This is a genomic window from Kitasatospora sp. SC0581 (assembly GCF_048159585.1).
GTDB lineage: Bacteria > Actinomycetota > Actinomycetes > Streptomycetales > Streptomycetaceae > Kitasatospora.
On the sequence record NZ_JBLRWA010000044.1, the window covers coordinates 19,104 to 42,873 of the forward strand.

Annotated in this window: 17 protein-coding genes; 15 read left to right on the top strand and 2 right to left on the bottom strand. The window is 71.6% G+C overall.

Translation table 11 applies throughout. The annotated features are described in order from the left end of the window. The first annotated feature begins 142 nt into the window (after window positions 1–142). The 6 genes from ACLWS4_RS35545 to ACLWS4_RS35570 all read left to right on the top strand — a co-directional run bounded on the left by ACLWS4_RS35545 (window position 143) and on the right by ACLWS4_RS35570 (window position 6,072). Window positions 143–1,825, top strand: a complete 1,683-nt coding sequence (locus ACLWS4_RS35545) for a type VII secretion protein EccB (protein ID WP_387976654.1) — start codon at window positions 143–145, stop codon at window positions 1,823–1,825. A gap of 185 nt (window positions 1,826–2,010) precedes the next feature. Continuing rightward, entirely contained in the window at window positions 2,011–2,316 is a 306-nt protein-coding gene (locus ACLWS4_RS35550) for a WXG100 family type VII secretion target (RefSeq protein ID WP_063780319.1), read from the top strand. Between the two features lie 120 nt (window positions 2,317–2,436). Beyond that, entirely contained in the window at window positions 2,437–2,727 is a 291-nt protein-coding gene (locus tag ACLWS4_RS35555; RefSeq protein ID WP_049657362.1) for a WXG100 family type VII secretion target, read from the top strand. Between the two features lie 83 nt (window positions 2,728–2,810). Continuing rightward, complete coding sequence (gene mycP, locus ACLWS4_RS35560) at window positions 2,811–4,061, top strand: type VII secretion-associated serine protease mycosin (protein ID WP_387830935.1); 1,251 nt, start codon at window positions 2,811–2,813, stop codon at window positions 4,059–4,061. Window positions 4,062–4,219: 158 nt separating this feature from the next. Then, window positions 4,220–4,759: a SigE family RNA polymerase sigma factor gene (locus tag ACLWS4_RS35565; protein WP_117487808.1), complete on the top strand. Its 540-nt coding sequence runs from the start codon at window positions 4,220–4,222 to the stop codon at window positions 4,757–4,759. Between the two features lie 65 nt (window positions 4,760–4,824). Then, entirely contained in the window at window positions 4,825–6,072 is a 1,248-nt protein-coding gene (locus ACLWS4_RS35570) for a hypothetical protein (RefSeq protein WP_416876304.1), read from the top strand. Between the two features lie 69 nt (window positions 6,073–6,141). Here ACLWS4_RS35570 and ACLWS4_RS35575 read toward each other — a convergent pair whose 3' ends face one another. Both ACLWS4_RS35575 and eccCa read right to left on the bottom strand, forming a co-directional pair. Beyond that, window positions 6,142–7,545 (bottom strand): APC family permease, encoded by a 1,404-nt coding sequence (locus tag ACLWS4_RS35575; protein ID WP_416876305.1) that lies wholly within the window; start codon window positions 7,543–7,545, stop codon window positions 6,142–6,144. A gap of 468 nt (window positions 7,546–8,013) precedes the next feature. After that, on the bottom strand, window positions 8,014–11,958 hold the full coding sequence (gene eccCa, locus ACLWS4_RS35580; protein WP_416876306.1) for a type VII secretion protein EccCa: 3,945 nt from the start codon (window positions 11,956–11,958) through the stop codon (window positions 8,014–8,016). A 407-nt stretch (window positions 11,959–12,365) separates the two neighbouring features. Here eccCa and eccD point away from each other — a divergent pair, with 407 nt between their 5' ends. The 9 genes from eccD (at window position 12,366) to ACLWS4_RS35625 (ending at window position 23,504) form a co-directional block, all read left to right on the top strand. After that, window positions 12,366–13,826: a type VII secretion integral membrane protein EccD gene (gene eccD, locus ACLWS4_RS35585; RefSeq protein ID WP_049651682.1), complete on the top strand. Its 1,461-nt coding sequence runs from the start codon at window positions 12,366–12,368 to the stop codon at window positions 13,824–13,826. 228 nt (window positions 13,827–14,054) lie between these two features. Next, window positions 14,055–14,345, top strand: a complete 291-nt coding sequence (rpsO, locus tag ACLWS4_RS35590; RefSeq protein ID WP_031072625.1) for a 30S ribosomal protein S15 — start codon at window positions 14,055–14,057, stop codon at window positions 14,343–14,345. Window positions 14,346–14,800: 455 nt separating this feature from the next. Further along, window positions 14,801–17,008, top strand: a complete 2,208-nt coding sequence (locus ACLWS4_RS35595) for a polyribonucleotide nucleotidyltransferase (protein ID WP_049651681.1) — start codon at window positions 14,801–14,803, stop codon at window positions 17,006–17,008. 120 nt (window positions 17,009–17,128) lie between these two features. Beyond that, window positions 17,129–18,481: a M16 family metallopeptidase gene (locus tag ACLWS4_RS35600; protein WP_234348371.1), complete on the top strand. Its 1,353-nt coding sequence runs from the start codon at window positions 17,129–17,131 to the stop codon at window positions 18,479–18,481. A gap of 47 nt (window positions 18,482–18,528) precedes the next feature. Beyond that, window positions 18,529–19,275, top strand: a complete 747-nt coding sequence (dapB, locus tag ACLWS4_RS35605; protein ID WP_074006413.1) for a 4-hydroxy-tetrahydrodipicolinate reductase — start codon at window positions 18,529–18,531, stop codon at window positions 19,273–19,275. A 70-nt stretch (window positions 19,276–19,345) separates the two neighbouring features. Further along, on the top strand, window positions 19,346–19,804 hold the full coding sequence (locus tag ACLWS4_RS35610; RefSeq protein WP_049651678.1) for a tetratricopeptide repeat protein: 459 nt from the start codon (window positions 19,346–19,348) through the stop codon (window positions 19,802–19,804). Next, window positions 19,801–20,532, top strand: a complete 732-nt coding sequence (gene thyX / locus ACLWS4_RS35615; RefSeq protein WP_049651677.1) for an FAD-dependent thymidylate synthase — start codon at window positions 19,801–19,803, stop codon at window positions 20,530–20,532. The genes ACLWS4_RS35610 and thyX overlap by 4 nt, the downstream gene beginning before the upstream one ends. 215 nt (window positions 20,533–20,747) lie before the next feature. After that, the gene (gene dapA, locus ACLWS4_RS35620; protein ID WP_049651676.1) at window positions 20,748–21,647 is read left to right on the top strand and encodes a 4-hydroxy-tetrahydrodipicolinate synthase; all 900 of its coding nucleotides are present in this window, start codon (window positions 20,748–20,750) and stop codon (window positions 21,645–21,647) included. A 171-nt stretch (window positions 21,648–21,818) separates the two neighbouring features. Next, window positions 21,819–23,504, top strand: a complete 1,686-nt coding sequence (locus ACLWS4_RS35625; RefSeq protein WP_049651675.1) for a ribonuclease J — start codon at window positions 21,819–21,821, stop codon at window positions 23,502–23,504. Window positions 23,505–23,770 lie beyond the last annotated feature (266 nt).

Here is a 23,770-nt window from a genome sequence, read left to right on the forward strand (position 1 = left end):
GTGTCGCGGACCGTACCCGTACCGTACTCACCGTCTGCTGCCGCATCGTAGAGGGTTCGCGCCGGTTCGTGCCCGGCGGGTGACCACGGGGCAGGTCGGTCTGACAACGCCCGACAACGTCTGACTAGGGGGACGACGAGGTATGGCATCGCGCCGGGACGAGCTGAACGCGTACACCTTCGCCCGCAAGCGCACGGTGGGCGCCTTCCTGCTGCCCGCCGGCGGCGGCAGCGACGAGGACGCGCCGCGTCCGGTGAAGGCGGTGCTGCCGAGTGTGCTGGCCGGGGCGGTGGTGGTGGCCGGCTTCGGGCTCTGGGGGGTCTTCAAGCCGAGTGCGCCGGTGAAGTGGGACGACGGCAAGAACATCATCCAGGGCAAGCAGTCGACGACCCGGTACGTGGTGCTCACCGACCAGGACAACAAGACCAAGCGGCTGCACCAGGTCCTCAACATGTCCTCGGCGCGGCTGGTGCTGCCCGCGGGCGCCAAGGTCGTGGTGGTGGACGACGGGGTGCTCGACCGCTACCCCAACCACGGGCCGACGATCGGCATCCCGTACGCGCCGGACAAGCTGCCGACCACGGACAACGCGAACAAGCCGATGAAGTGGGCGGTGTGCGACCGCCCGGGCTCGGACGACAAGCAGGAGACCGTCAACCAGGCGGTGTTTGTGGCGGCCGGGGCGGACGCGGCGGCGCTGGCGGCCAAGGACCGGATGCTCGGCCCGGACCAGCTGATGCTGGTGCAGCAGGCCGACGAGCAGCAGATCTCGGCCGCGCCGGCGGCGGGTCAGCCGGCCGCCTCGGGTGCGGCGGTGTTCCTGGTCGACGCGCAGGGCCGCAAGCACGAGATCGGCACCCCGCAGTCGGACGACAAGGAGCGCAAGGCGCTGATCACCGCGGTGTTCGGGCCCAACGCGGTGCCGCAGCGGGTCAAGCGGGACTGGCTGGACACCCTGGTGACCGCCACCCCGATCACCTTCCCGCAGGTCGAGGGCGTGGCCGACAGCCAGGGCGCCAACTCCAAGGTGGAGCTGGGCAACCAGGCCGACCGCCGGGTCGGCCGGCTGGTGCACTACCAGGACCGCCACTACGTGGTCGGCAAGGAGCAGCTGTTCCTGGTCACCCCGTTCCAGGCGGAGCTGATCCGGCAGAACCCGGCGTACCAGATGCTCTACAAGTACGACCAGGACAAGAAGCCGCGCAGCGACGAGATGATCCCGGCCGACAACGCCCAGTGGGGCGGCGACGTCGCGCTGAAGGGCACCGCGCCGGACTGGCCGCTGAAGACCGGTGCGCCGGTGAACAACTGGCAGGACCGCCAGGACGCCCGGATGGTCGTGTGCAGCACCTACGACGGCGTCGCCGCGGACGGGGCCACCGCCAAGCGCAGCGTCTGGGCCGGGACGACGTACCCCGCGCCGTACAACAACGGCGCCGGGGCCGCGTACGTGACCCCCGGTCACGGGCTGTTCTACCGCTCGCTGGACCACGCGGCGGCCGGCTCCGGGACCGACTTCCTGATCACCGAGACCGGGTTGCGCTACTCCGTCCCGTCCAACGGTGACGGCGGCCAGCGTCCCACGGCCTCGCCACAGCCCGGCCAGAGCGCCCCGCCGAAGCAGCCGACGCCGCAGCCGACGGCCACGCCGGCCCCCGGGGCGCCGTCCCAGGAGCCCGGCCAGCAGGAGGAACCGGGCGGCAACCAGGCCCGGTTGGGCTACCAGGGGGTCCAGCCGCTGCCGGTGCCGAAGGAGTGGTCGAACCTGGTTCCGGCCGGTCCGCCGCTGACCGCGAAGAGCGCCGCCCAGCCGCAGAACGCCTGACCGGCCAAGCGCGGCAACCGAATTGGCCGCAGTGTCATGGTCTGGTAACTACTCTGTGCTCGGTGTTGGGCGAGCTGCGTGTGCCGACTACAGTGCTGCTGGACATCACACGGGTGATGGCACGGTGGGGCCCCTCGCGGGCCCTCCGTGCACGCAAAATGTTGTCTCATGGGGGACGGTGGAGCATGGCTCAGGGTCAGTTCACGATGACGGCGCAGGAGATGCTGGCGTTCGCCAAGCAGATCGAAGAGGCCATCGGCAAGATCGAGGCCGAGCGGACCAAGCTGATCAGCACGGTCTCCGGCATCACCGGCGGCTGGCAGGGCCAGGCCGCGAGCGCCTACACGACCCTGCAGAACCGGGTCAACGAGGACATCGCGAAGCTGAAGGAGTCGCTGACCGCGATCAAGCACGCGATCGAGCTGACCACCAAGCACTACGCGAGCACCGAAGAGGAGCAGAAGGCGATGTTCTCCTCGGCCCAGGGCTGATCACCGCTTCCGCGTTGATCGTCGCACCCGCGCCGACCGCCGTTCTGTCCCGATCCACCGCTCCGCGGAGCGCCCGCCACTGACCGCGTGGCGCTCCGCACCCTCGTCTAGGGAGACAACGTGTCCGACCACATTCTCGTCAACTTCGAGACCGTTCACCACGCGTCCGAGGAGGTCAAGGCCTCGGCGAGCCGCATCGACCACCTGCTGAACGACCTCAAGGGCAACGTCACCCGCATCGCCTCCAGCTGGCAGGGTGCGGCCCAGGAGGGCTACCAGGCCCACCAGGCCCAGTGGGACGCCCGCGCCGCCGACCTGCAGAAGACCTGCACGCAGATCGCGACCTCGCTGGACCAGGCCGCGCAGAGCTACCGGACGACCGAGGACGCCAACGCCAAGCTCTGGGGCTGACGTTCGGGTTCCGTAGGGAACAGCAGGGGGCGGGTACCCGGATTCCGGGCACCCGCCCCCGACGCGCGACACGGGTGGACGACATGAGGGGTGGCAGGGTGTCCCGACACGGGTACCGGAAGGCGGCCGCGGCGCTCGCCGCGCTCGCGGTGCTGGGCGGCCCGCTCGCCGCCCCGGCGTACGCCGAGGGCGGGCCCGGACTGGCCGCGGCCGGCGACTGCCCCAAGCCGGCGCCCGACGTGCCGACCGTGCCGTGGTCGCTGCAGCGCCTGCTGCTGGACGAGTTGTGGCAGGGCGGGAAGACCACCGGCGCGGGCGTGACGGTCGCGGTCATCGACACCGGAGTGGACGTCAACAACCCGCAGCTGAGCGGAAAGGTCGACGAGGGCCCCAACCTGCTGGTCAACCGGGAGACCAAGGAGGCGATCCCGGGCAAGTCCATCGAGGACCCGGTCGGCCACGGCACCAAGGTGGCCGGGATCATCGCGGCCGGCCCCAGGAAGACCACCGGTTTCGTCGGACTGGCCCCCGACGCCAGGATCTTCTCGATCCGGCAGAACGACAGCGACGGCAACGGCGACGTCTCCACCCTGGTCACGGCGATCAGGAAGGCGGCCGACCAGCCCGGCGTCAAGGTCATCAACATCTCCCAGGACGTGCGCGGCGCGGGCGACGCCCGCTTCGGCGGGTACCAGGAGCTGAAGGCCGCCGTCGACTACGCCGAGGCGAAGAACATCGTGGTGGTCGCCTCCACCGGGAACGACGGCAAGGAGGGCGACACCTACCCGGGCGCCTTCCCGACCGTGCTGGCCGTCGGCGCCTCCGACCGCAACAACGAGCGCGCGCCGTTCTCCCAGTACGGCGGCTTCGTGAAGGTCGCCGCGCCCGGTGTCGACATGCTGTCCACCGTGCCCGGGAGCGGCCAGTGCGTGGACAACGGCACCAGCTTCGCCGCCCCGTACGTCTCCGGGCTCGCCGCGCTGCTGTGGAGCGCCCACCCGAACTGGAAGGCGGCCCAGGTGCGGGCCTGGATCGAGCAGACCGCGCAGCGCACCCAGCGCGAGCCGGACAACTTCACCGGCTGGGGCGTGGTGGACCCGGTCAGGGCCGTCACCAAGGCCCCCGACGACGCGCCCTTCGCGCCCACCCCGGACGCCCCGGTGCAGCTCGCCGCCGCGCCGATCGTGCCGCGCCCGGTGGGTCTCGGCGAGACCCAGGCCGACCGGGACGGCCGCACCGCGACGTACGTCCTCGGCGTCGGCGCGCTGCTGGTCGCCCTGCTGATCGGCGGCGGCACGGTGCTGCGCGACCACCGGCGCAAGTCCGCCGACTGACGCCCGACTCACGCCCGACCCCCGCCCGCCCGACCCCCGCCAGCTCGGGGCCCGACCGGGCCGGCGCGTCGAAGAACCGCTGGAACCCCTGTAACACCGCAGCCCGCCCGCCGCATCGATGAAGTGTCAGGGACGGCGGACCGCGGGGGGCAGGGCGCATGGGGTGGATCGGGGCGGGCCGGGAGGCCAAGGACGCGGAGTTCCTGGAACTCGTCTCCGGCCGGACCGGCCACCTGTACCGCTCGGCCTGCCTGCTCACCAGCGGCGACACCCACTACGCCGAGGACCTCGTGCAGGAGGCCCTCAGCCGGATGTACGTGCTGTGGCGGCGCAGCGCCTTCACCGGCCGCGGCCGGATCGACAACCCGGCGGCCTACACCCACACCGTGATGGTGCGCACCTTCCTCGCCCAGCAGCGCCGCCGTTCCAGCGGCGAGCGCCCCAGCGACGCCCTGCCGGAGCCGGAGGGGCAGGACGCCGACCGCACGCTGCGGCTGACCCTCCTCGACGCGCTCGGCCGGATGCCGCCCAAGGACCGCGCGGTCCTGGTGCTGCGCTACTGGGAGGACCGCAGCGTCGAGGAGACCGCCGAGGCCATGCGGGTCTCCTCCGGGGCCGTCCGTACCCGCACCACCCGGGCCCTGGCCCGGCTGCGCGCCCTGCTCGGCGACTCGCTGGCCGAGCTCGCCGCCCGCTGAGGCCGGCCGCCGACCGCCCGGTACCTCTCACCACCACCCGCGACGCAAGGAGACGGTGAACACCCATGTCCGAACCGGACAAGTTCGAGGACGATCTTCTCTATGCCCTCACCCGTACGGGCGAAGGCTTCCGCCCCGGCCGGGCCGACCTGGTCACGGGCGGCTACCGGCGCGGCCGCGGCCGCTGGCGCCGCCGTTCGACCGCCGCCGTGGTGGGCGGGGCGGCGGCGCTGGCCCTGGTGGGCACCGGCGCGGTGTACCTGGGCTTCCCGGGGGCGAGGGGCGCGGGCACGGTGAGCGCGGCCTCCGCCCCGGCGGCCACCGCCGGCGGCGACGGCGCCACCGCCTCGGCCACCCCGACCTCGGTGAAGTCCTCCGCCCCGGTGGTGATCACCGGGGACGAGGTGGTCGCCACCTTCCAGGCCCTGCTGCCCAAGGGCCAGGTGTCCGACGCGAAGGGGCACGGAACCGACGAGAACAAGGGGATGTACGCGGACGCCAACCTGGTGTTCGACGACGGCCAGGGCCGGTCGCTGATGGGCCTCAGCATCCAGAAGCACCGCCCCAAGGACGTCCAGCCGCAGACCTGCCCGACGGACCTCGAGCTCGCCTCGCTGGACTCCTGCGCCGTCACCGTGCTGCCGGACGGGTCGAAGCTCATGCTCACCCAGGGCTACGAGTACCCGGACCACCGGGCCACCACCAAGGAGTGGCGCGCCTCGGTGGCCCGTCCGGACGGCGGGCTGATCGGCCTCAGCGAGTGGAACTCCCCCCAGGAGAAGGACGCGCCCGACAGTCGGCCCAACCCGCCGCTCACGCCGGACCAGCTGAAGGCCGTCGTCACGGACCCGTCCTGGAACCGGGTCGTCGCGGCCCTCCGGTTCGACGGCGTCGACACCGAGGCGATCGACCCGGGCCTGTCGCTGCAGGACCGCGAGTCCGTCCTGACCGGGCTGCTGCCCGCCGGGGTGACCGTGACCGACCGCAGGAGCCGGGACCTGCGGGCGGACTTCGAGCTGGCCGGGGGCGGGCGGACCGGGACCCTGACGCTGACGGTCGAGAACTGGGCGAAGGCCCCCGACGACCGGCCGGGGCCGGAGGCGTACCAGGGCGCGGAGACCCTGCCGGACGGGACGAGGCTCCTGGCACGCGGCGCGGCGGCCAAGGTCCCGAAGGGGGTGCAGGTCGTGGACGCGATGCGGCCGGACGGCGTGGAGGTCCTGGTCACGCTGGTGTCGAAGGGCGATCCGCTGCTGACCGAGGCGGAGCTGCGGGCGGTCGCCACCAGCCCGCAGTGGACGCCGAAGAAGTAGCGCGGGAGACGGCGGTGCCCCGGGCCTGGGGGAGGCCCGGGGCACCGCCGTGTGGGGGAGGGGTGGGGGTCAGTCCTGCTGGTCCTCGGGGAGGCTGATCACCCAGCGGGTGTCCTGCCGGGGGCGCAGGTAGAACAGCCAGTAGAGGGTGGCGGCGGCGGTGATGCCGCCGGTCCACAGCAGGGGCTCGGTGTCCAGCTTGGTCATCACGTAGACCAGGACGGCGATCAGCACGATCGGGACGGCCGGCCACAGCGGCATCCGCCAGGCGGAGGCGTGCTTGTGGTGGCCGCGGCGGGAGAGCAGCGCGGCGATCGCGACCAGCAGGTACATCCCGGTGACGGCGACGCCGGTGATGTTGCTCAGCAGCTCGCCCTTGACGAAGCAGAGCGCGGCGCCGGGCAGGCCGACCGCCAGGGTGGCGATCCACGGCGAGCCGAACCGGCCGAGGGTGCCGAAGGCCTTGTTGACCGGCTCCGGCCAGGCCTTGTCGCGGGCGGAGGCGAACAGCACCCGGGAGTTCTGGATGACCATGACGATGCCGGCGTTGATGATGGCCAGCGCGACGCAGAGGCTGATGAAGGTGCCGACCGCGGAGTTGCTCCAGGCGGTGACCATGCCGGAGATGTCGCCGGAGGCCAAGGTCTGGAGGTCGGGGGCGCCCACGGTGATCGCGACGACCGGGACCAGGATGATCGCGGAGGAGATGCCGAGCGTCCACAGCACGGTGCGCGAGACGTTGCGGCGCGGGTTCTCCAGCTCCTCGGACAGGTAGACGGCGGTGGAGAAGCCCTGGGTGATGAACAGGGCGATGCCGAGCGCGCCGACGATGGCGCCGACGCTCACCGTGGTGGTGGCGCCGCCGTCCCCGGTGACCACGCCGTGCAGCAGGCTGGGGGCGTCGCTGTTGGTGTGGGCGAAGCCGAGCACCGAGACCACGCCGGCCGCGATGACCTCCAGGACCAGGAAGACGCCGGTGATCCAGGCGTTGGCGCGCAGGTCGAGCAGGCCGGCCAGGGTGGCGGCCAGCATCACGGCGGCGCCGGTCATGGCCTTGTCGAGGTGCAGGACGGGCGCGAGGTAGTCGGCGGTGCCGAGGGCGATGACCGAGGGGACGATCATCACCACGATCAGGGAGAGCACGAAGACCAGCCAGCCCATCAGCCGCCCGGCCAGGGTGCCGACCATCGCGTACTCGCCGCCGGCGCTGGGGATCAGGGTGCCGAGTTCGGAGTAGCAGAACGCGACCGCGACGCAGAGCACGGTGCCGATCGCGATGGCCAGCGCGGTGGCGCTGCCGATGCTGGAGAACAGCTCCGGCACGATCACGAAGAGCGTCGAGGCGGGGGTGACGCAGGACAGCGTGAGCAGGGTGCCGCCCACGACGCCGATCGAGCGCTTGAGCTGCTGGGGCGCTGCCGCCTCGGCCGCGGGGGCGGCTACGGTCTGTGGCGGGCGAAGCGTGTCGGTCATGTGGCTTCCGATCGGCTCTGTGCGGTGCTGGGGTGGGAGCGGTATCGCCTCCGCTGGCTGGTTGCTCGGTGTCCGGTTCCAGGCGCTCCCTGGCCGCCATGGAACCTTGGGCGTATTGATCGCGTCAACGCCGGAACTGCTTCGGAATCCGTTGCGGTGAACGGCATAGACATACGATCCGATGATCACGTTCGGTCATTGCCAGCTTTGTCCGACTTGTTACTTTGGCCACATGGCAATTGAATCGAAGGTGAACAAAGAGGGCGGACCGCGATTCCAAGGTCGTACTTCGAGTGAGCGGTGATACGCCCAGGTGCCCCTGAGACGCCCGGCAACTCCCCGGCGGGGTACGGGAACCGCAGCCCCCGCCCGGAAAGATCTAGGTAACGTTTCGGAACCCGGGACGCCGAAGGGGCCGGACTCCACGAGTCCGACCCCTTCGCTCACCGTCCGTGACGGCCGGCGCGGCTACGCCACCGGCAGCCAGCCCGTCTGGACCATCTGCCCGCTGGTCACGCGGCGTGACACGAAGACGGCGCGGCCCGGCGGCAGCGCCTGCGGCTTGACCGTCCCCAGCAGCGCGCCCTCGTCCCGGTTGCCGGAGAGGATCACGCCCTGGCCGCCGAGCTCGCGCATCCGCTGCAGCACCGGTTCGTACAGCGAGCGGCCGGCGCCGCCCGCGCTGCGGGCCACGATCACCCGCAGGCCGATGTCGCGGGCGAACGGCAGGAACTCGGCCAGCGGGGCCAGCGGGTTGCCCGAGCTCGTCGCGACCAGCTCGTAGTCGTCGACGATCACGAACATGTCCTTGCCGCTGTACCAGCTGCGGTTGCGCAGCTGCTCGGCGGTCACGTCCGGGCCCGGCAGGCGGCGCGAGCAGGCGCCGCGCAGCATGTCCACGATGGCCGCCATGGCCGGCTGCGCGGCCGCGTACTCCACCAGGTACTCCGGCGGCACGGTGCCGAGCAGCGCGCGCCGGTAGTCGCCGACCACGATGCCGGCCTGGTCCGGGGTGTACCGCTCGGTGATCTGCTTGATCAGCATCCGCAGCACCGCCGACTTCCCGGACTCGGTGTCGCCGAAGACGATGAACAGCGGGTCGGTCTCGAAGTTGACGAAGACCGGTGCCAGCTCCGCCTCGTCCACGCCGAAGGCGACGCCGCGCTCCGGGTGCTCGAAGCCCTTCGGCAGCGCGTGGCCGTCCAGGACGGCCGGCAGCATCCGCACCTGCGGGGCGCGCGGGCCGGTCCAGGCCCCGTCGACGGCGGCGACCAGCCCGGCCACGCCGTTCTGGAGGTCCTCCACCGAGGAGGAGCCGTCCAGCCGGGGCAGACCGGACAGGAAGTGCAGCCGCTCCGGGGTGATGCCGCGCCCGGCCAGCGACGGGACGTTCTGCGCCACCCGGCGGTCGACCTCGGACTCCATCGCGTCACCGAGCTTCAGCTCGGTCCGGTTCTGCAGCAGGTCCTTCAGGGCCGGGCGCACCTCGGCGTACCGGGCCGCGGTGATCACCAGGTGCACGCCGTAGCCGAGGCCGCGCTGGGCGATGTCGCCGATCACCGGCTCCAGGCCCTCGAACTCCTGCTTGAAGGTGTTCCAGCCGTCGATCACCAGGAAGACGTCGCCGAAGGCCTCGTCCGGCAGCCGGCCGGCCGCCCGGCGGGCCCGGTAGGTGGCGATGGTGTCGATCCCGGCGGCCCGGAACAGCTCCTCGCGCCGGTTGAGCACCCCGTGCACCTCGGAGACCATCCGGCGCACCTTGTCCACGTCCAGGCGCCCGGCCACCCCGCCGACGTGCGGCAGCCCGCCCAGCGACTGGAAGCTGCCCGCGCCGAAGTCGAGCAGGTAGAACTGCACCTCCAGCGGGGTGTGGGTGAGGCCGAACGAGGCCACCATGGTGCGCACCACGGTCGACTTGCCGGAGCGCGGGCCGCCCACGATCAGACCGTGGCCGGCCGCCCCCGCGTAGTCGACCTCCAGGATGTCCGTCTTCTGCTCGCGCGGCCGGTCGACGATGCCGATCGGCGCCCGCAGCCGACCCGCCGGGTAGCCGGGCGCGGTCAGCCCGCGCTCCGGCACGACCTGCAGCGGCGGCAGCAGGTGGTCCATGCTCGGCGCCTCCTCCAGCGGCGGCAGCCACACCTGGTGCGCGGCCGGGCCCTGGCCGGCCATCCGCTGGACGAAGACGTCCAGGACGGTGTCCACCAGCGCGTCGTCCTGCTCCGGGGCCTGCGGGACGAGCTCCACCTCCACCGGGTCCGGGAGGTCCACGAAGGCGGCGGTGAACTCCACCGGGCGGGTGTCGACCCGCCGCCCGCCGGTCGACCGCTGCTGCCCCGGCGCCCGGTACGGCCCCGAGACGTAGGCGGCCTTGAACCGGTCCATCACGTCCTCGCCGAACTTCAGGTAGCCGACACCCGGCACCGGCGGCAGGTGGTACGCGTCCGGCACGCCGATCGCCGCCCGGGACTCCGCGGCCGAGAAGGTGCGCAGACCGATCCGGTACGACAGATAGGTGTCCAGGCCGCGCAGCTTGCCCTCCTCCAGGCGCTGCGAGGCCAGCAGCAGGTGCACGCCCAGCGAGCGGCCGATCCGGCCGATCTGGATGAACATCTCGATGAAGTCGGGCTTGGCGCTGAGGAGTTCGGAGAACTCGTCGATGATCAGCACCAGCGAGGGCAGCGGGTCCAGCGCCGCGCCGGCCGCCCGGGCCCGCTCGTACTCGTGGATGTTGGCGTAGTTGCCCGCCGAGCGCAGCAGCTCCTGGCGGCGGTGCAGCTCGCCCTCGATCGCGTCGCGCATGCGGTCGACCAGGGTGAGCTCGCCCTCCAGGTTGGTGATCACCGCGGAGGTGTGCGGCATGTCCGCCATGCCGGAGAAGGTCGCACCGCCCTTGAAGTCGGCGAGGACGAAGTTCAGGATCTCCGAGGAGTGGGTCATCGCCAGCGCCAGCACCAGCGTGCGCAGCAGCTCCGACTTGCCGGAGCCGGTCGCGCCGACGCACAGGCCGTGCGGGCCCATGCCCTCCAGCGCGGCCTCCTTGATGTCCAGGTAGACGTGCTCGCCGTTGGCGCCGACGCCGATCGGCACCCGCATCCGCTCGTGCTGGGCGCGCGGGCGCCAGCTGCGGGCCACGTCGAAGGAGCCCGGGTCGCCCGAGCTCATCATGTCGGTGAAGTCGAGGTTGGACAGCAGCGGCTCGTCGTCCCCGCCGGCCGAGATCCGGTACGGCGCCAACTGCCGCGCCAGCGCCTCGGACTGCCACACCGAGAGCAGGTCCGGCTTGCCGGTGTACGTCGCGCCGGAGGCCGAGCGCAGCACCAGCTCCTCGGCGTTGACCGTCACCATCAGGTGCCCGCTGGGCTCGTCGACCTCGCCCGGCACCACCTCGATGACCGTCACGCCCTGCACGCCCTCCGGGCTCGCCAGCAGCGAGTCGTGCGGCACCCCGGCGCCGTCCATGACGACCACCAGGTGCGGCTGGTCGGCCGGCGGGGCCACCTCCCGCACGAAGCGCTGGCGGCCGGCCAGCTCGTCCTGGAGCAGGTACTCCAGGTCGCCCAGGTCGGCGGCGAACAGCCGGCGCGAGCCCGCGCCGTCGGCCTCCTTGCGGTGCTGGTTGTGCGGGAGCCACTTGGTCCACTCCCACTCCTCGGCCGCGCCGGGCGCGGCCGCGACCGCCACCATCAGGTCGTCCGGCGAGTGCAGGGTGGTCAGTTGGGCGATCATCGCGCGCACGTTCCCGTACACCGAGTCCGGGTCCCCGCACACCGTGATGTGGTAGAACGCCCGCAGCGAGACCGCCAGCGGCAGGTCCTGGAGGGTGCCGTGGGCCTTCAGGAAGGAGTGCATCGCGGCCGCCGACAGCGGCTCCAGCTCGTCCATCGGCGCGGTCTGCGGCGCCACCAGCGGCGTGGACAGCTGCACCGGCCCGAGGCCCACCCGGATCTGCGCGAAGTCGCCGTCCCCGGTGCGCCGTTCCCACAGCCGGCGGCCGTCCTCGACGATCGACCAGAGCTGGTCCGGGGCCGGGTTCAGGAACAGCAGCGCGCCGCGCTGGCGCTCCGCCGTGCGGCGCACCTGGCGGCGGGTCTGCTGGAGGTACTTCAGGTAGTCGCGCCGCTCGTCCGCCATCGCGGTCGAGCCGCCCTTGCGGGCCCGGACGATCTGCGCCAGCACCATGCCGACCGTCGAGGCGATCATCAGACCGCCCATGATCTTCATGGGTGCGGCGGCCCCCGGCGAGAAGAAGAACACCGCCGATCCGCCCATGCCCAGCATCGGCAGGATGCTCATCAGCCAGTCCTCGCCGCCCTGCCGGGGCAGTTCGGGCGGGCTCACCAGCTCCACCGGTTCGTCCGGCACGGTGGGCGGATACGCCCTGGCCGGTCGCTTGACCGTGATCACACCCATGTGTCATCCACCCCGCGGCGTCGATCGATCACTTCGGCATCAGCCCTCACGTGACTTGCGCACGCTCCGTACGGGAATCCGGTGACTGGGGACGCCCCACCCAGCGCAGCCCCCGTACCTCTGCGCAGGCGCCGATCCTAACGGTCGCCCCCGCACCGCCCGCCAGGGCCCGGTACGCACCGGCACCGGACACGAACCGAACGGGTAGGGTAACGCCGCGCCAACTCGCGGCCCGGTCGGGCCGGTTCCACAGCAACACCGAGCGCCGCCGGGCCTCGGCACCGTCAACAAGGGGGAGCGCCACGTGCGTCGAAGGATCGAGGTGCGGGCATGAGTGAGCGGAGCGAGCTCATCATCGAACACCGCGCAGTGGGCGGAGCGCCTGCCGGGCGAAGCGGGGTGGGAGCGTGAGCACCGCGGCCGCCACCGGCTACTGCCGGGTGACCGTCGTCGCCCCGGACCGCCGGATCGACGTCGCCCTGCCCGAGGACGTCCCGCTCGCGGACGTCTACCCCGAGGTGCTGCGGCTGGCCAACCAGAGCCAGCCCGACGGCACCCCCACCGGCTTCCACCTGGTCCGCCGGGACGGCACGGTGCTCGACAGCGGGCTGCCGCTGGCCGCCCAGCAGGTCCGCGACGGCGACCTGCTGGCGCTGCGCCCCTTCGCCGAGTCGCTCCCGCCGGCCGTCTACGACGACGTCGCCGACGCGATCGCCAGCGCCGTCGAGGCCGACCGCCGGTTCTGGACCGCCGAGCTGATGCGCGGCTTCGGCCTGATCGGCGCCGGGGTGCTGCTCACCCTGCTCGGCTTCGCGCTCTGGTTCTCCGACCTGCGCCACGACATGCACGGCCTGCCCGGCGTGCTGGCCGGCGTCACCGCCGTCGTGCTCACCGCGCTCGCCGGGGTCCGCGCCCGGGTCTACCAGGACGCCCACGCGGCCGTCGCGCTCGGCCTCGGCGCGCTGCCGCACGCCATGATCGGCGGCAGCGGCGTGATCGCCGTCGCCCACCTCGGGGACGGCCCCGGCCGGCTCCAGTTCCTGGTCGGCTGCGTCGCCGCCCTGGTGGTCTCCGTACTGCTGGCCGGCCTGCTGCCGGAGAAGGACGCGGTGTTCGTCGCCGCCGCCCTGGTCTCCACCGCCGGCGCGCTCGCCACCTTCGCGGCCGTCCTGCTCCCGGAGACCCCGGCCGGGCACATCGCCGCCGTCACCGGCGTCGCCGCCGTCGCCGTGGTCGGCTTCCTGCCCAGCCTCTCCGCCCGGTTCGCCCGGCTGCCGGTCGGCTTCAGCGCCCCCGGCCAGACCCGCACCCGCAGCCGCGACTACGACGAGGAGGCCGAGCGCGCCGAGGCCGTCCAGTACGAGCGGATCGCGCACCAGGCCCGCCGCGGGCACGAGGTGCTGGTCGGCCTGGTCGGCGGCTGCGCCGCGGTCGTGGTCGGCGCCTGCGCCGTCCTCGGCTTCACCGACGAGACCTTCCCCGAGGTGCTCGCGCTCGCCCTGGGCCTGACCACCATGCTGCGCGCCCGGCTGTTCCGCTACACCGCGCAGGTGCTCAGCCTCACGGTGGCCGGCCTGCTCGGCCTGAGCCTGCTGATCGTCGGGCTCTCCCTGCACACGCCGCAGTTCTTCCTGCGGGCGGCCGGCTCCACCACCGAACTCGACCTGCGCACGATCTGGCTGACCGCCTCGATCGCCTTCGGCGCCGCGCTGCTCACCGCGATCGCCCTGGTGGTGCCGCGGCTCGGGGTCTCCCCGTTCTGGGGGCGCATCCTGGACCTGGTGGACAGCCTCACCCTGATCTCGCTCGTCCCGCTGGCGCTCGCCGTCCTGGACGTCTACCGGCTGGTCCGCGGCGCCACCAGCTGACCGCAGGCCCCCCGGAGCCGCCCGCGGAGGCCCCGGAACCGTCCCCGGAGCCGCCCGCCCGACCGCCGAACGGCCGGGTGGGCGGCACTGGTACGCTTGGCCTTCGAGCGCAGCCGTGTGTCCGCCCCCCCGTGGGTCGACGACCGCCGGCCGCGCCCGCGACACCGAGTTCTCGATGAGTCCTGTGTTGTCGACCAGGACCGCTCGGTAGACCCTGAAGGAGTTGCAGTGGCTCTCGCCTCTGACGTCAAGAAGCAGATCTTCGCCGAGTTCGGCCAGAAGGAGGGCGACACCGGTTCCCCCGAGGTCCAGGTGGCCATGCTCTCCCGTCGTATCTCGGACCTGACCGAGCACCTCAAGACCCACAAGCACGACCACCACTCGCGTCGTGGCCTGCTGATCCTGGTCGGCCAGCGCCGCCGCCTGCTGCAGTACCTGGCCAAGAAGGACATCGAGCGCTTCCGTACGCTCGTCGACCGCCTGGGCATCCGCCGCGGTGCCGCCGGTGGCGCCCGCTAAGACCGCCGCTCGGGGGCGGCTCCCCACACCGGGGAGCCGCCCCTCGCGCGTATGCCGCGGCCGTTGAGCCGCGGCGCCCGCAGATAACAACTCGCGCGCACCTCCCCAGGTGGCCGAGGATTGCACCGTAGGGTTGTGGGCATGCCGGGTGATGGCGCACCAGCGCGCCACCCGGGCAGAAGGACCCAACCCCCCCGCGGGACGAAGGCTTCAAACGGAAGCCGCCCGCATCCGAGAGAGCGTCCAGACGCGGACCGCCCTTCCGGGCCCGGCAGCCGTGAGGCGCCGGTCCTCGGTAGTGGCCGTCGGAACCCCCGCAGACCGAGCGGGGCACTCCGGAGGCTTCGATCGAAGACCGGCCCGACTGCCGCCCTCCCCGAGGAGGGCCCGGGGCCCACCGCAGGCAGTACGCGGGGACGCTCTCCCGGAGACGTACGAAAGAGGAGATCTTCCAGGTGGAAGAGAACGTGTTCTACGCCGAGGCCGTGATCGACAACGGTTCCTTCGGCACCCGTACCATCCGCTTCGAGACCGGCCGTCTGGCCCGTCAGGCCGCCGGCTCCGCCGTGGCCTACCTGGACGACGACACCATGGTGCTGTCGGCCACCAGCGCGTCCAAGCAGCCGAAGGAGCACTTCGACTTCTTCCCGCTGACCGTGGACGTCGAGGAGCGGATGTACGCCGCGGGCCGCATCCCCGGCTCGTTCTTCCGTCGCGAGGGCCGGCCCTCCGAGGACGCGATCCTCACCTGCCGCCTGATCGACCGCCCGCTGCGCCCGTCCTTCGTCAAGGGCCTGCGCAACGAGGTCCAGGTCGTCGTCACCGTGATGGCGCTCAACCCCGACCACCTGTACGACGTGGTCGCGATCAACGCCGCCTCCGCCTCCACCCAGCTGGCGGGCCTGCCGTTCTCCGGCCCGATCGGTGGCGTCCGCGTCGCGCTGATCAACGGCCAGTGGGTCGCCTTCCCGACCCACAGCGAGCTGGAGTCGGCCGTCTTCGACATGGTCGTCGCCGGTCGCGTCCTGCCGGACGGCGACGTCGCGATCATGATGGTCGAGGCCGAGGCCACCGACAAGACCATCAAGCTCGTCGAGGGCGGCGCCGAGGCGCCGACCGAGGAGATCGTCGCCTCGGGCCTGGACGCCGCGAAGCCGTTCATCAAGGTCCTGTGCGCCGCGCAGTCGCAGCTGGCCGCCCAGGCCGCCAAGCCGACCGGCGAGTTCCCGGTCTTCCTGGACTACCAGGACGACGTCCTCGCCGCGCTGTCCGCCGCCGTCAAGGACGAGCTCGCCCAGGCGCTGACCATCGCCGGCAAGCAGGAGCGCAACAACGAGCTGGACCGCGTCAAGGCGCTGGCCGCCGAGAAGCTGCTGCCCGAGTTCGAGGGCCGCGAGAAGGAGATCAGCGCCGCCTACAACGCGCTGACCAAGAAGGTCGTCCGAGAGCGCGTCATCAAGGACAAGGTCCGCATCGACGGCCGCGGCGTCACCGACATCCGCACCCTGGCCGCCGAGGTCGAGGCCATCCCGCGGGTGCACGGCTCGGCCCTGTTCGAGCGCGGCGAGACCCAGATCCTGGGCGTCACCACGCTGAACATGCTGCGCATGGAGCAGCAGCTGGACACGCTCTCCCCGGAGACGCGCCGCCGCTACATGCACAACTACAACTTCCCGCCGTACTCCGTCGGTGAGACCGGCCGCGTGGGCTCGCCCAAGCGCCGCGAGATCGGCCACGGCGCGCTGGCCGAGCGCGCCCTGCTGCCGGTGCTGCCGACCCGCGAGGAGTTCCCGTACGCCATCCGCCAGGTCTCCGAGGCGCTGAGCTCCAACGGCTCCACCTCGATGGGCTCGGTCTGCGCCTCGACCATGTCGCTGCTGAACGCCGGTGTGCCGCTGAAGGCCGCCGTCGCCGGTATCGCGATGGGCCTGATCTCCCAGGAGATCGACGGCGAGACCCACTACGTCACGCTGACCGACATCCTCGGCGCCGAGGACGCGTACGGCGACATGGACTTCAAGGTCGCCGGTACCCGCAACTTCATCACCGCCCTCCAGCTGGACACCAAGCTGAACGGCATCCCGGCGTCGGTGCTCGCCGCCGCGCTGAAGCAGGCCAAGGACGCCCGCCTGCACATCCTCGACGTGATGAACGAGGCCATCGACTCGCCCGACGAGATGTCCCCGAACGCGCCGCGCATCATCACCATCAAGATCCCGGTGGACAAGATCGGTGAGGTCATCGGCCCCAAGGGCAAGATGATCAACCAGATCCAGGAGGACACCGGCGCCGAGATCACGATCGAGGACGACGGCACCATCTACATCGGTGCCGCCGACGGCCCGGCCGCCGAGGCCGCCCGCACCACGATCAACCAGATCGCCAACCCGACCATGCCGGAGGTCGGCGAGCGCTACCTGGGCACCGTGGTCAAGACCACGACGTTCGGCGCGTTCGTGTCGCTGATGCCGGGCAAGGACGGCCTGCTGCACATCTCGCAGATCCGCAAGCTGGCCGGCGGCAAGCGCGTCGAGAACGTCGAGGACGTCCTCGGCGTCGGCGCCAAGGTCCAGGTCGAGATCGCCGAGATCGACCCGCGCGGCAAGCTCTCGCTGATCCCGGTCATCGAGGGCGAGGAGGGCGGCGAGGCCGCTTCCGAGTGAAGCGCCGCTAGCTGACCCCCGCGGCCCGTACGCCTCACGGCGTGCGGGCCGCACCCCGTTGTCCACGCGTTCGTCCGTACGTGCCCATCCGCACGTGCGTTTCCTCTGGAGGTACCCCCCGTGGCGCAGGCCCCGGCGGTAACGCAGCGTCCCGGCACGACCCGGACCCTGCTCAAGGGCGTCGACGGCGCCGGCACGGTGCGCCGCACCGTGCTCCCCGGCGGCCTTCGGGTCGTCACCGAGACCCTGCCGACGGTGCGCTCCGCGACCTTCGGCATCTGGGTCGGCGTCGGCTCGCGGGACGAGACCCCGCAGCTCAACGGCGCCACCCACTACCTGGAGCACCTGCTCTTCAAGGGCACCGAGCGGCGCAGCGCGCTGGACATCTCGGCGGCCCTGGACGCGGTCGGCGGCGAGATGAACGCCTTCACCGCGAAGGAGAACACCTGCTACTACGCCCGGGTCCTGGACACCGACCTGCCGCTGGCCATCGACGTGGTCTGCGACATGCTCACCGGCTCGCTGATCCGCACCGAGGACGTGGAGTCCGAGCGCGGCGTCATCCTCGAGGAGATGGCGATGGCCGAGGACGACCCGGGCGACGTGGTGCACGACCTGTTCGCCAAGGTGATCTTCGGCAGCGGCCCGCTCGGCCGCCCGATCCTCGGCACCCAGGAGACCATCAGGACGCTCACCCGGGACCAGATCGCCGGCTTCTACCGCCGCCGCTACCGGCCCGAGCAGCTGGTCGTCGCCGCGGCCGGCAACCTCGACCACCGCAAGGTGGTCAAGCAGGTCGAGCAGGCCTTCGCGCCGCTGCTGGCGGCGTCCACCGCGGCGCCGGCCGAGGCCCGCCGCGGCGTCAAGGCGCTGCGCACGGCCGGCCGGGTCGAGGTGCTCAACCGCTCCACCGAGCAGGCCCACCTGGTGCTGGGCGTGCCCGGGGTGCCCCGGCACGACGAGCGCCGCTGGGCGATGGGCGTGCTCAACGCGGCCCTCGGCGGTGGGATGAGCTCCCGGCTGTTCCAGGAGGTCCGCGAGAAGCGGGGCCTGGCGTACTCGGTCTACTCGTACTCCTCGTCCTACGCGGACAGCGGCCTGTTCGGCATCTACGCCGGCTGCCAGCCCAAGCGGGTCGAGGAGGTGCTGCGGATCTGCCGCGCCGAGCTGGCCAAGGTGGTCGAGGAGGGCATCACCGAGGAGGAGCTGGGCCGGGCGATCGGCCAGATCTCCGGCTCCACCGTGCTCGGCATGGAGGACACCGGCTCGCTGATGAACCGGATCGGCAAGGCCGAGCTCAGCTACGGGCACCACCTGTCGGTGAACGAGATGCTGGAGCGCATCGCAGCGGTGACCCTGGAGGACGTCCACGCGGTGGCCCGTGATGTGCTGGGCGCGTACCGGCCGTCGCTCGCCCTGATCGGCCCGGTCAACGACAAGCGGGCCGCCAAGCTCGCCGATCTGCTGGTCTGATCCGCTTTTCCGGATCCGCTGAATCCCAGGTGAGAGGAACTTTTGCCATGACGCTGCGTGTCGCCGTGATCGGCGCCAGGGGAAGGATCGGCTCCGAGGCGGTCAAGGCCGTGGAGGCCGCGCCGGACCTGGAGCTGGTCGCCACCCTCGGCCGCGGGTCGGACCTGGAGGAGCTGACCGAGGCCGGCGCCCAGGCGGTCGTCGAGCTGACCCACCCCGACTCGGTGATGGGCAACCTGGACTTTTGCCTGCACCACGGCATCCACGTGGTCACCGGCACCACCGGCTGGACGGACGAGCGGCTCGCCACCGTCCGCGGCTGGCTGGACGAGGCCCCGGAGCTCGGCCTGCTGATCGCGCCGAACTTCTCCATCGGCGCCATCCTCGGCATGAAGTTCTCCCAGATCGCCGCCCGGTACTTCGAGTCGGTCGAGGTGGTCGAGCTGCACCACGACCGCAAGGCCGACGCCCCCAGCGGGACGGCCACCCGCACCGCCCAGCTGATCGCCGCCGCCCGGGCCGAGGCCGGCCGGCCGCCGCAGCAGGACCCGACCACCCACAGCCTGCCCGGCGCGCGCGGCGCCGACGTGGACGGGGTGCCGGTGCACGCGGTGCGGCTGCGCGGCCTGCTCGCGCACCAGCAGGTGATGTTCGGCGACACCGGCGAGACGCTCACCATCCGGCACGACTCGCTGCACCACAGCAGCTTCATGCCGGGCATCCTGCTGGGCGTGCGCAAGGTCGTCGGGACGCCGGGGCTGACTTTCGGCCTCGAACACTTCCTGGACCTGTGACAGTGTCGAACCAGACCGTGCCGTACCAGAGCACGCCGAACCGGACCGCGCCGATCCCCGGAGGGGCCCGATGACCTCCCGTACCGGTTTCTTCGTCCTGTCCGGCGTGCTGCTGCTGGTCGCCCTGGTCTGCGTGGGCGAGGGCGTCCAGCTGATCGCCACCGGCAAGCCGCTCGGCATCGGCATCGGGGTCTGCGCCTTCGTGATCCCGGTGATCGGGGTCTGGTTCCTGCGCCAGACCGTCCGCTTCGGCCGGGACAGCGAGCGGCTGGCCCGCGAGCTGGAGGCCGAGGGCGGCCTGCCGGTGGACGAGCTGGAGCGCAGCAAGGGCGGGCGGATCGACCGGGCCTCGGCCGACGCGGTGTTCGCCCGCCGCCAGGCCGAGGCACAGGACGCGCCGGGCGACTGGCGGGTCTGGTTCCGCCTCGCCGTGGCCTACGCCGACGCCGGCGACACCCCGCGCGCCCGCAAGACCATGCAGCACGCCATCAAGCTGCACAGCACCGAACCCGCAAGGAGTAACGCGTGAGCGACGAACCGACGGCCCCCAGCTTCCGCAGCGACGTGACGGTGGAGCTGGTCCGCAGCGCCGCCGCCGACTCGGACGTCATCTGGGCGGCCCGGGTCTCGACCGCGGGCGAGCAGTCCCTGGAGGCCCTCCAGCAGGACCCGGAGAAGTCCAAGGGCCTGATCAACTTCCTGATGCGCGACCGGCACGGCACGCCCTTCGAGCACAACTCGATGACCTTCTTCATCAGCGCGCCGATCTTCGTGTTCCGGGAGTTCCACCGGCACCGCAGCGGCTGGTCGTACAACGAGGAGTCCGGCCGCTACCGCGAGCTCCAGCCGGTCTTCTACGTCCCGGGCGAGGAGCGCAAGCTGGTCCAGGAGGGCCGCCCCGGCAAGTACGAGTTCCACGAGGGCACGCCGGAGCAGCACCGGACCACGACCGCGGCGATGGAGGCCGCGTACGTCGAGTCCTACGCCCGCTACCAAGAGATGCTGGCCGCCGGGGTGGCCCGCGAGGTGGCCCGCGCGGTGCTGCCGGTGGGCCTGTTCTCCTCGATGTACGCGACCTGCAACTCGCGTTCGCTGATGCACTTCCTGTCGCTGCGCACCCGGCGGGAGAACTCGGCGGTGCCGTCCTTCCCGCAGCGCGAGATCGAGATGGTCGCCGAGCAGATGGAGGAGCAGTGGGCCCGGCTCATGCCGCTCACCCATGCGGCCTTCGAGAAGCACGGCCGGGTCGCCCCCTGACCTGGGACGACAGGCATACGGGCAGAGTGTCTGGCATGTCTGGATTGCGGCTTTTCTAGCCGCTCCCTACATTCGTGAACACGGATTCCGGTGCTGCCCGAACCCCCGAGCGGGCAGCACCGGAATCCCACGTCCGCGCCACCGACGCGCTGCACCTGTCCGAACACCGGACCGGCATGGGTACCGCCCCACCGCCTACGAGTAGCTTTGGACGCATGGCTCCGACCTCCACCCCCCAGACGCCGTTCGGCCGGGTCCTGACCGCCATGGTCACCCCGTTCACCGCCGACGGCGCGCTCGACCTCGACGGCGCCCAGCGCCTCGCCACGCACCTCGTGGACTCCGGCAACGACGGCCTCGTCGTCAACGGCACCACCGGTGAGTCCCCGACCACCAGCGACGCCGAGAAGGCCCAGCTGGTCCGCGCCGTGGTCGAGGCGGTCGGGGACCGCGCCCACGTGGTGGCCGGCGTCGGCACCAACGACACCCACCACAGCGTGGAGCTGGCCCGCCAGGCCGAGGCGGCCGGGGCGCACGGCCTGCTGGTCGTCACGCCGTACTACAACAAGCCCCCGCAGGAGGGCCTGTACCGGCACTTCACCGAGGTCGCCGACGCCACCGGCCTGCCGGTCATGGCGTACGACATCCCGGGCCGCAGCGGGGTCGCGCTGAGCCACGAGACGCTGGTCCGCCTCGGCGAGCACCCGCGGATCGTCGCCAACAAGGACGCCAAGGGCGACCTCGGCGCCGCGGCCTGGGCCATCGCCCGCGCCGACCTCGCCTGGTACTCCGGCGACGACATCCTCAACCTGCCGCTGCTGTCCGTCGGAGCCGTCGGTGTGGTCAGCGTCGTCGGGCACGTGGTGGCGGCGGACCTGCGGGCGATGGTCGAGGCCTTCCTGGCGGGCGATGTGGTCAAGGCCACGAGCATCCACCAGCGCCTGCTGCCGGTGTTCAGCGGTATGTTCCGCACCCAGGGCGTGATCCTCGCCAAGGCCGCGCTGGAACTCCAGGGCCTGCCCGCCGGCCCGCTGCGACTCCCGCTGGTCGGAGCGACGCCCGAGGAGATCGAGCGGTTGAAGCAGGATCTCGCCTCCGGCGGGGTACACCTTTAGCAGACACGGACGTGCGCGCCCCCGGCTCGCCGGACCTCCCCGGGTCCGCCGCTGGACCGGACCGTAGGCGCGAGAGCACAGACCCAGTAGGAAAACGACACTGAGTACGCGCGCCATATGTCTCCAGGGGGAGGACCCCGGACATATGGCGCGCGTCGTGAGGAGAGTCTTTTGAGCCACCCGCACCCCGAGCTCGGCGCGCCCCCGGCACTGAAGGAGGGCGCCCTCCGCATCACTCCGCTCGGCGGCCTCGGCGAGATCGGCCGCAACATGACGGTCCTCGAGTACGGCGACCGCATCCTGATCATCGACTGCGGCGTCCTCTTCCCCGAGGACGAGCAGCCCGGCGTGGACCTGATCCTCCCGGACTTCAGCTACATCCGGGACCGTCTCGACAAGGTCGACGGCATCGTCCTCACCCACGGGCACGAGGACCACATCGGCGCCGTCCCCTTCCTCCTGCGGGAGAACCCGGACATCCCGCTGATCGGCTCCAAGCTGACCCTCGCCCTGATCGAGGCCAAGCTCGCCGAACACCGCATCCGGCCGTACGTGCTGGAGGTCAAGGAGGGCGAGCGCGAGCGCATCGGCCCCTTCGACTGCGAGTTCATCGCCGTCAACCACTCCATCCCGGACGCCCTGGCGGTCGCGGTCCGCACCCCCGCCGGCATGGTCGTGGCCACCGGTGACTTCAAGATGGACCAGCTCCCGCTGGACGGTCGCCTGACCGACCTGCCGACCTTCGCCAAGCTGGCGGAGGAGGGCATGGACCTGCTGCTGGTGGACTCCACCAACGCCGAGGTCCCCGGCTTCATCCCGCACGAGCGGGACATCTCGGCGGCGCTGCGCAACGTCTTCGCGAACGCCGACAAGCGCATCATCGTGGCCTCCTTCGCGAGCCACGTGCACCGCATCCAGCAGGTGCTGGACGCCGCGCACGAGTACAAGCGCAAGGTCGCCTTCGTCGGCCGCTCGATGGTCCGCAACATGGGCATCGCCCGCGACCTCGGCTACCTGAAGGTCCCCGGCAACATGGTCGTGGACGTCAAGCAGCTGGACGACCTGCCGGACAAGGAGGTCGTGCTGATCTGCACCGGTTCGCAGGGCGAGCCGATGGCGGCGCTGTCCCGGATGGCCAACCGCGACCACCAGATCCGCATCGTCGAGGGCGACACCGTCGTGCTGGCCTCCTCGCTCATCCCGGGCAACGAGAACGCGGTCTACCGGGTGATCAACGGCCTGACCCGCTGGGGCGCCAAGGTCGTGCACAAGGGCAACGCCAAGGTGCACGTCTCCGGCCACGCCTCGGCCGGCGAGCTGCTCTACTTCTTCAACATCTGCAAGCCGCGCAACCTGATGCCGGTCCACGGCGAGTGGCGCCACCTGCGCGCGGCCGCCGAGCTGGGCATCGCCACCGGGGTGCCGCGCAACCGCGTGGTCATCGCGGAGGACGGCGTCTGCGTCGACCTGGAGAAGGGCGTCGCCCGGATCGTCGGCAAGGTGCAGGCCGGGTACGTCTACGTGGACGGCTCCTCGGTCGGCGACATCACCGAGGCCTCGCTCAAGGACCGCAGGATCCTCGGCGAGGAGGGCTTCATCTCGGTCTTCGTCGCGGTCGACTCGACCAACGGCAAGATCGTCGGTGGCCCGACCATCCAGGCCCGCGGCTCCGGCATCGACGACAACGCCTTCGGCCCGGTCGTCGCCAAGCTCCAGGAGGGCCTGGACCGCTCGGCGAGCGACGGCGTGCTGGAGCCCCGTCAGGTGCAGCAGCTGGTCCGCCGGACCATCGGCAAGTGGGTCGCGGACAACTACCGCCGCCGGCCGATGATCCTGCCGGTCGTCGTCGAGGTCTGAGGCTCGCTCAAGACCGGCTGAGGCCGGTTTGACGTGGGGCGACCCGGTGCGTAATGTTCTCCGGGTTGCCCCACGGGACGGCCCCTCGGAAACGGGCTCGAATTCGGATTCGAATTCGAGAACGACCGGGGAAAACGGACCGAAAGACTCTGATAGAGTTCGGGAGCGCCGAAAGGCGAAAGCAAATCGGATGAATGAAACTCCGGAAAACGGAGCGGAAAACATCTGATAAGCTGGAAACACGAAAGAACGAAGCCCGGAGGGTC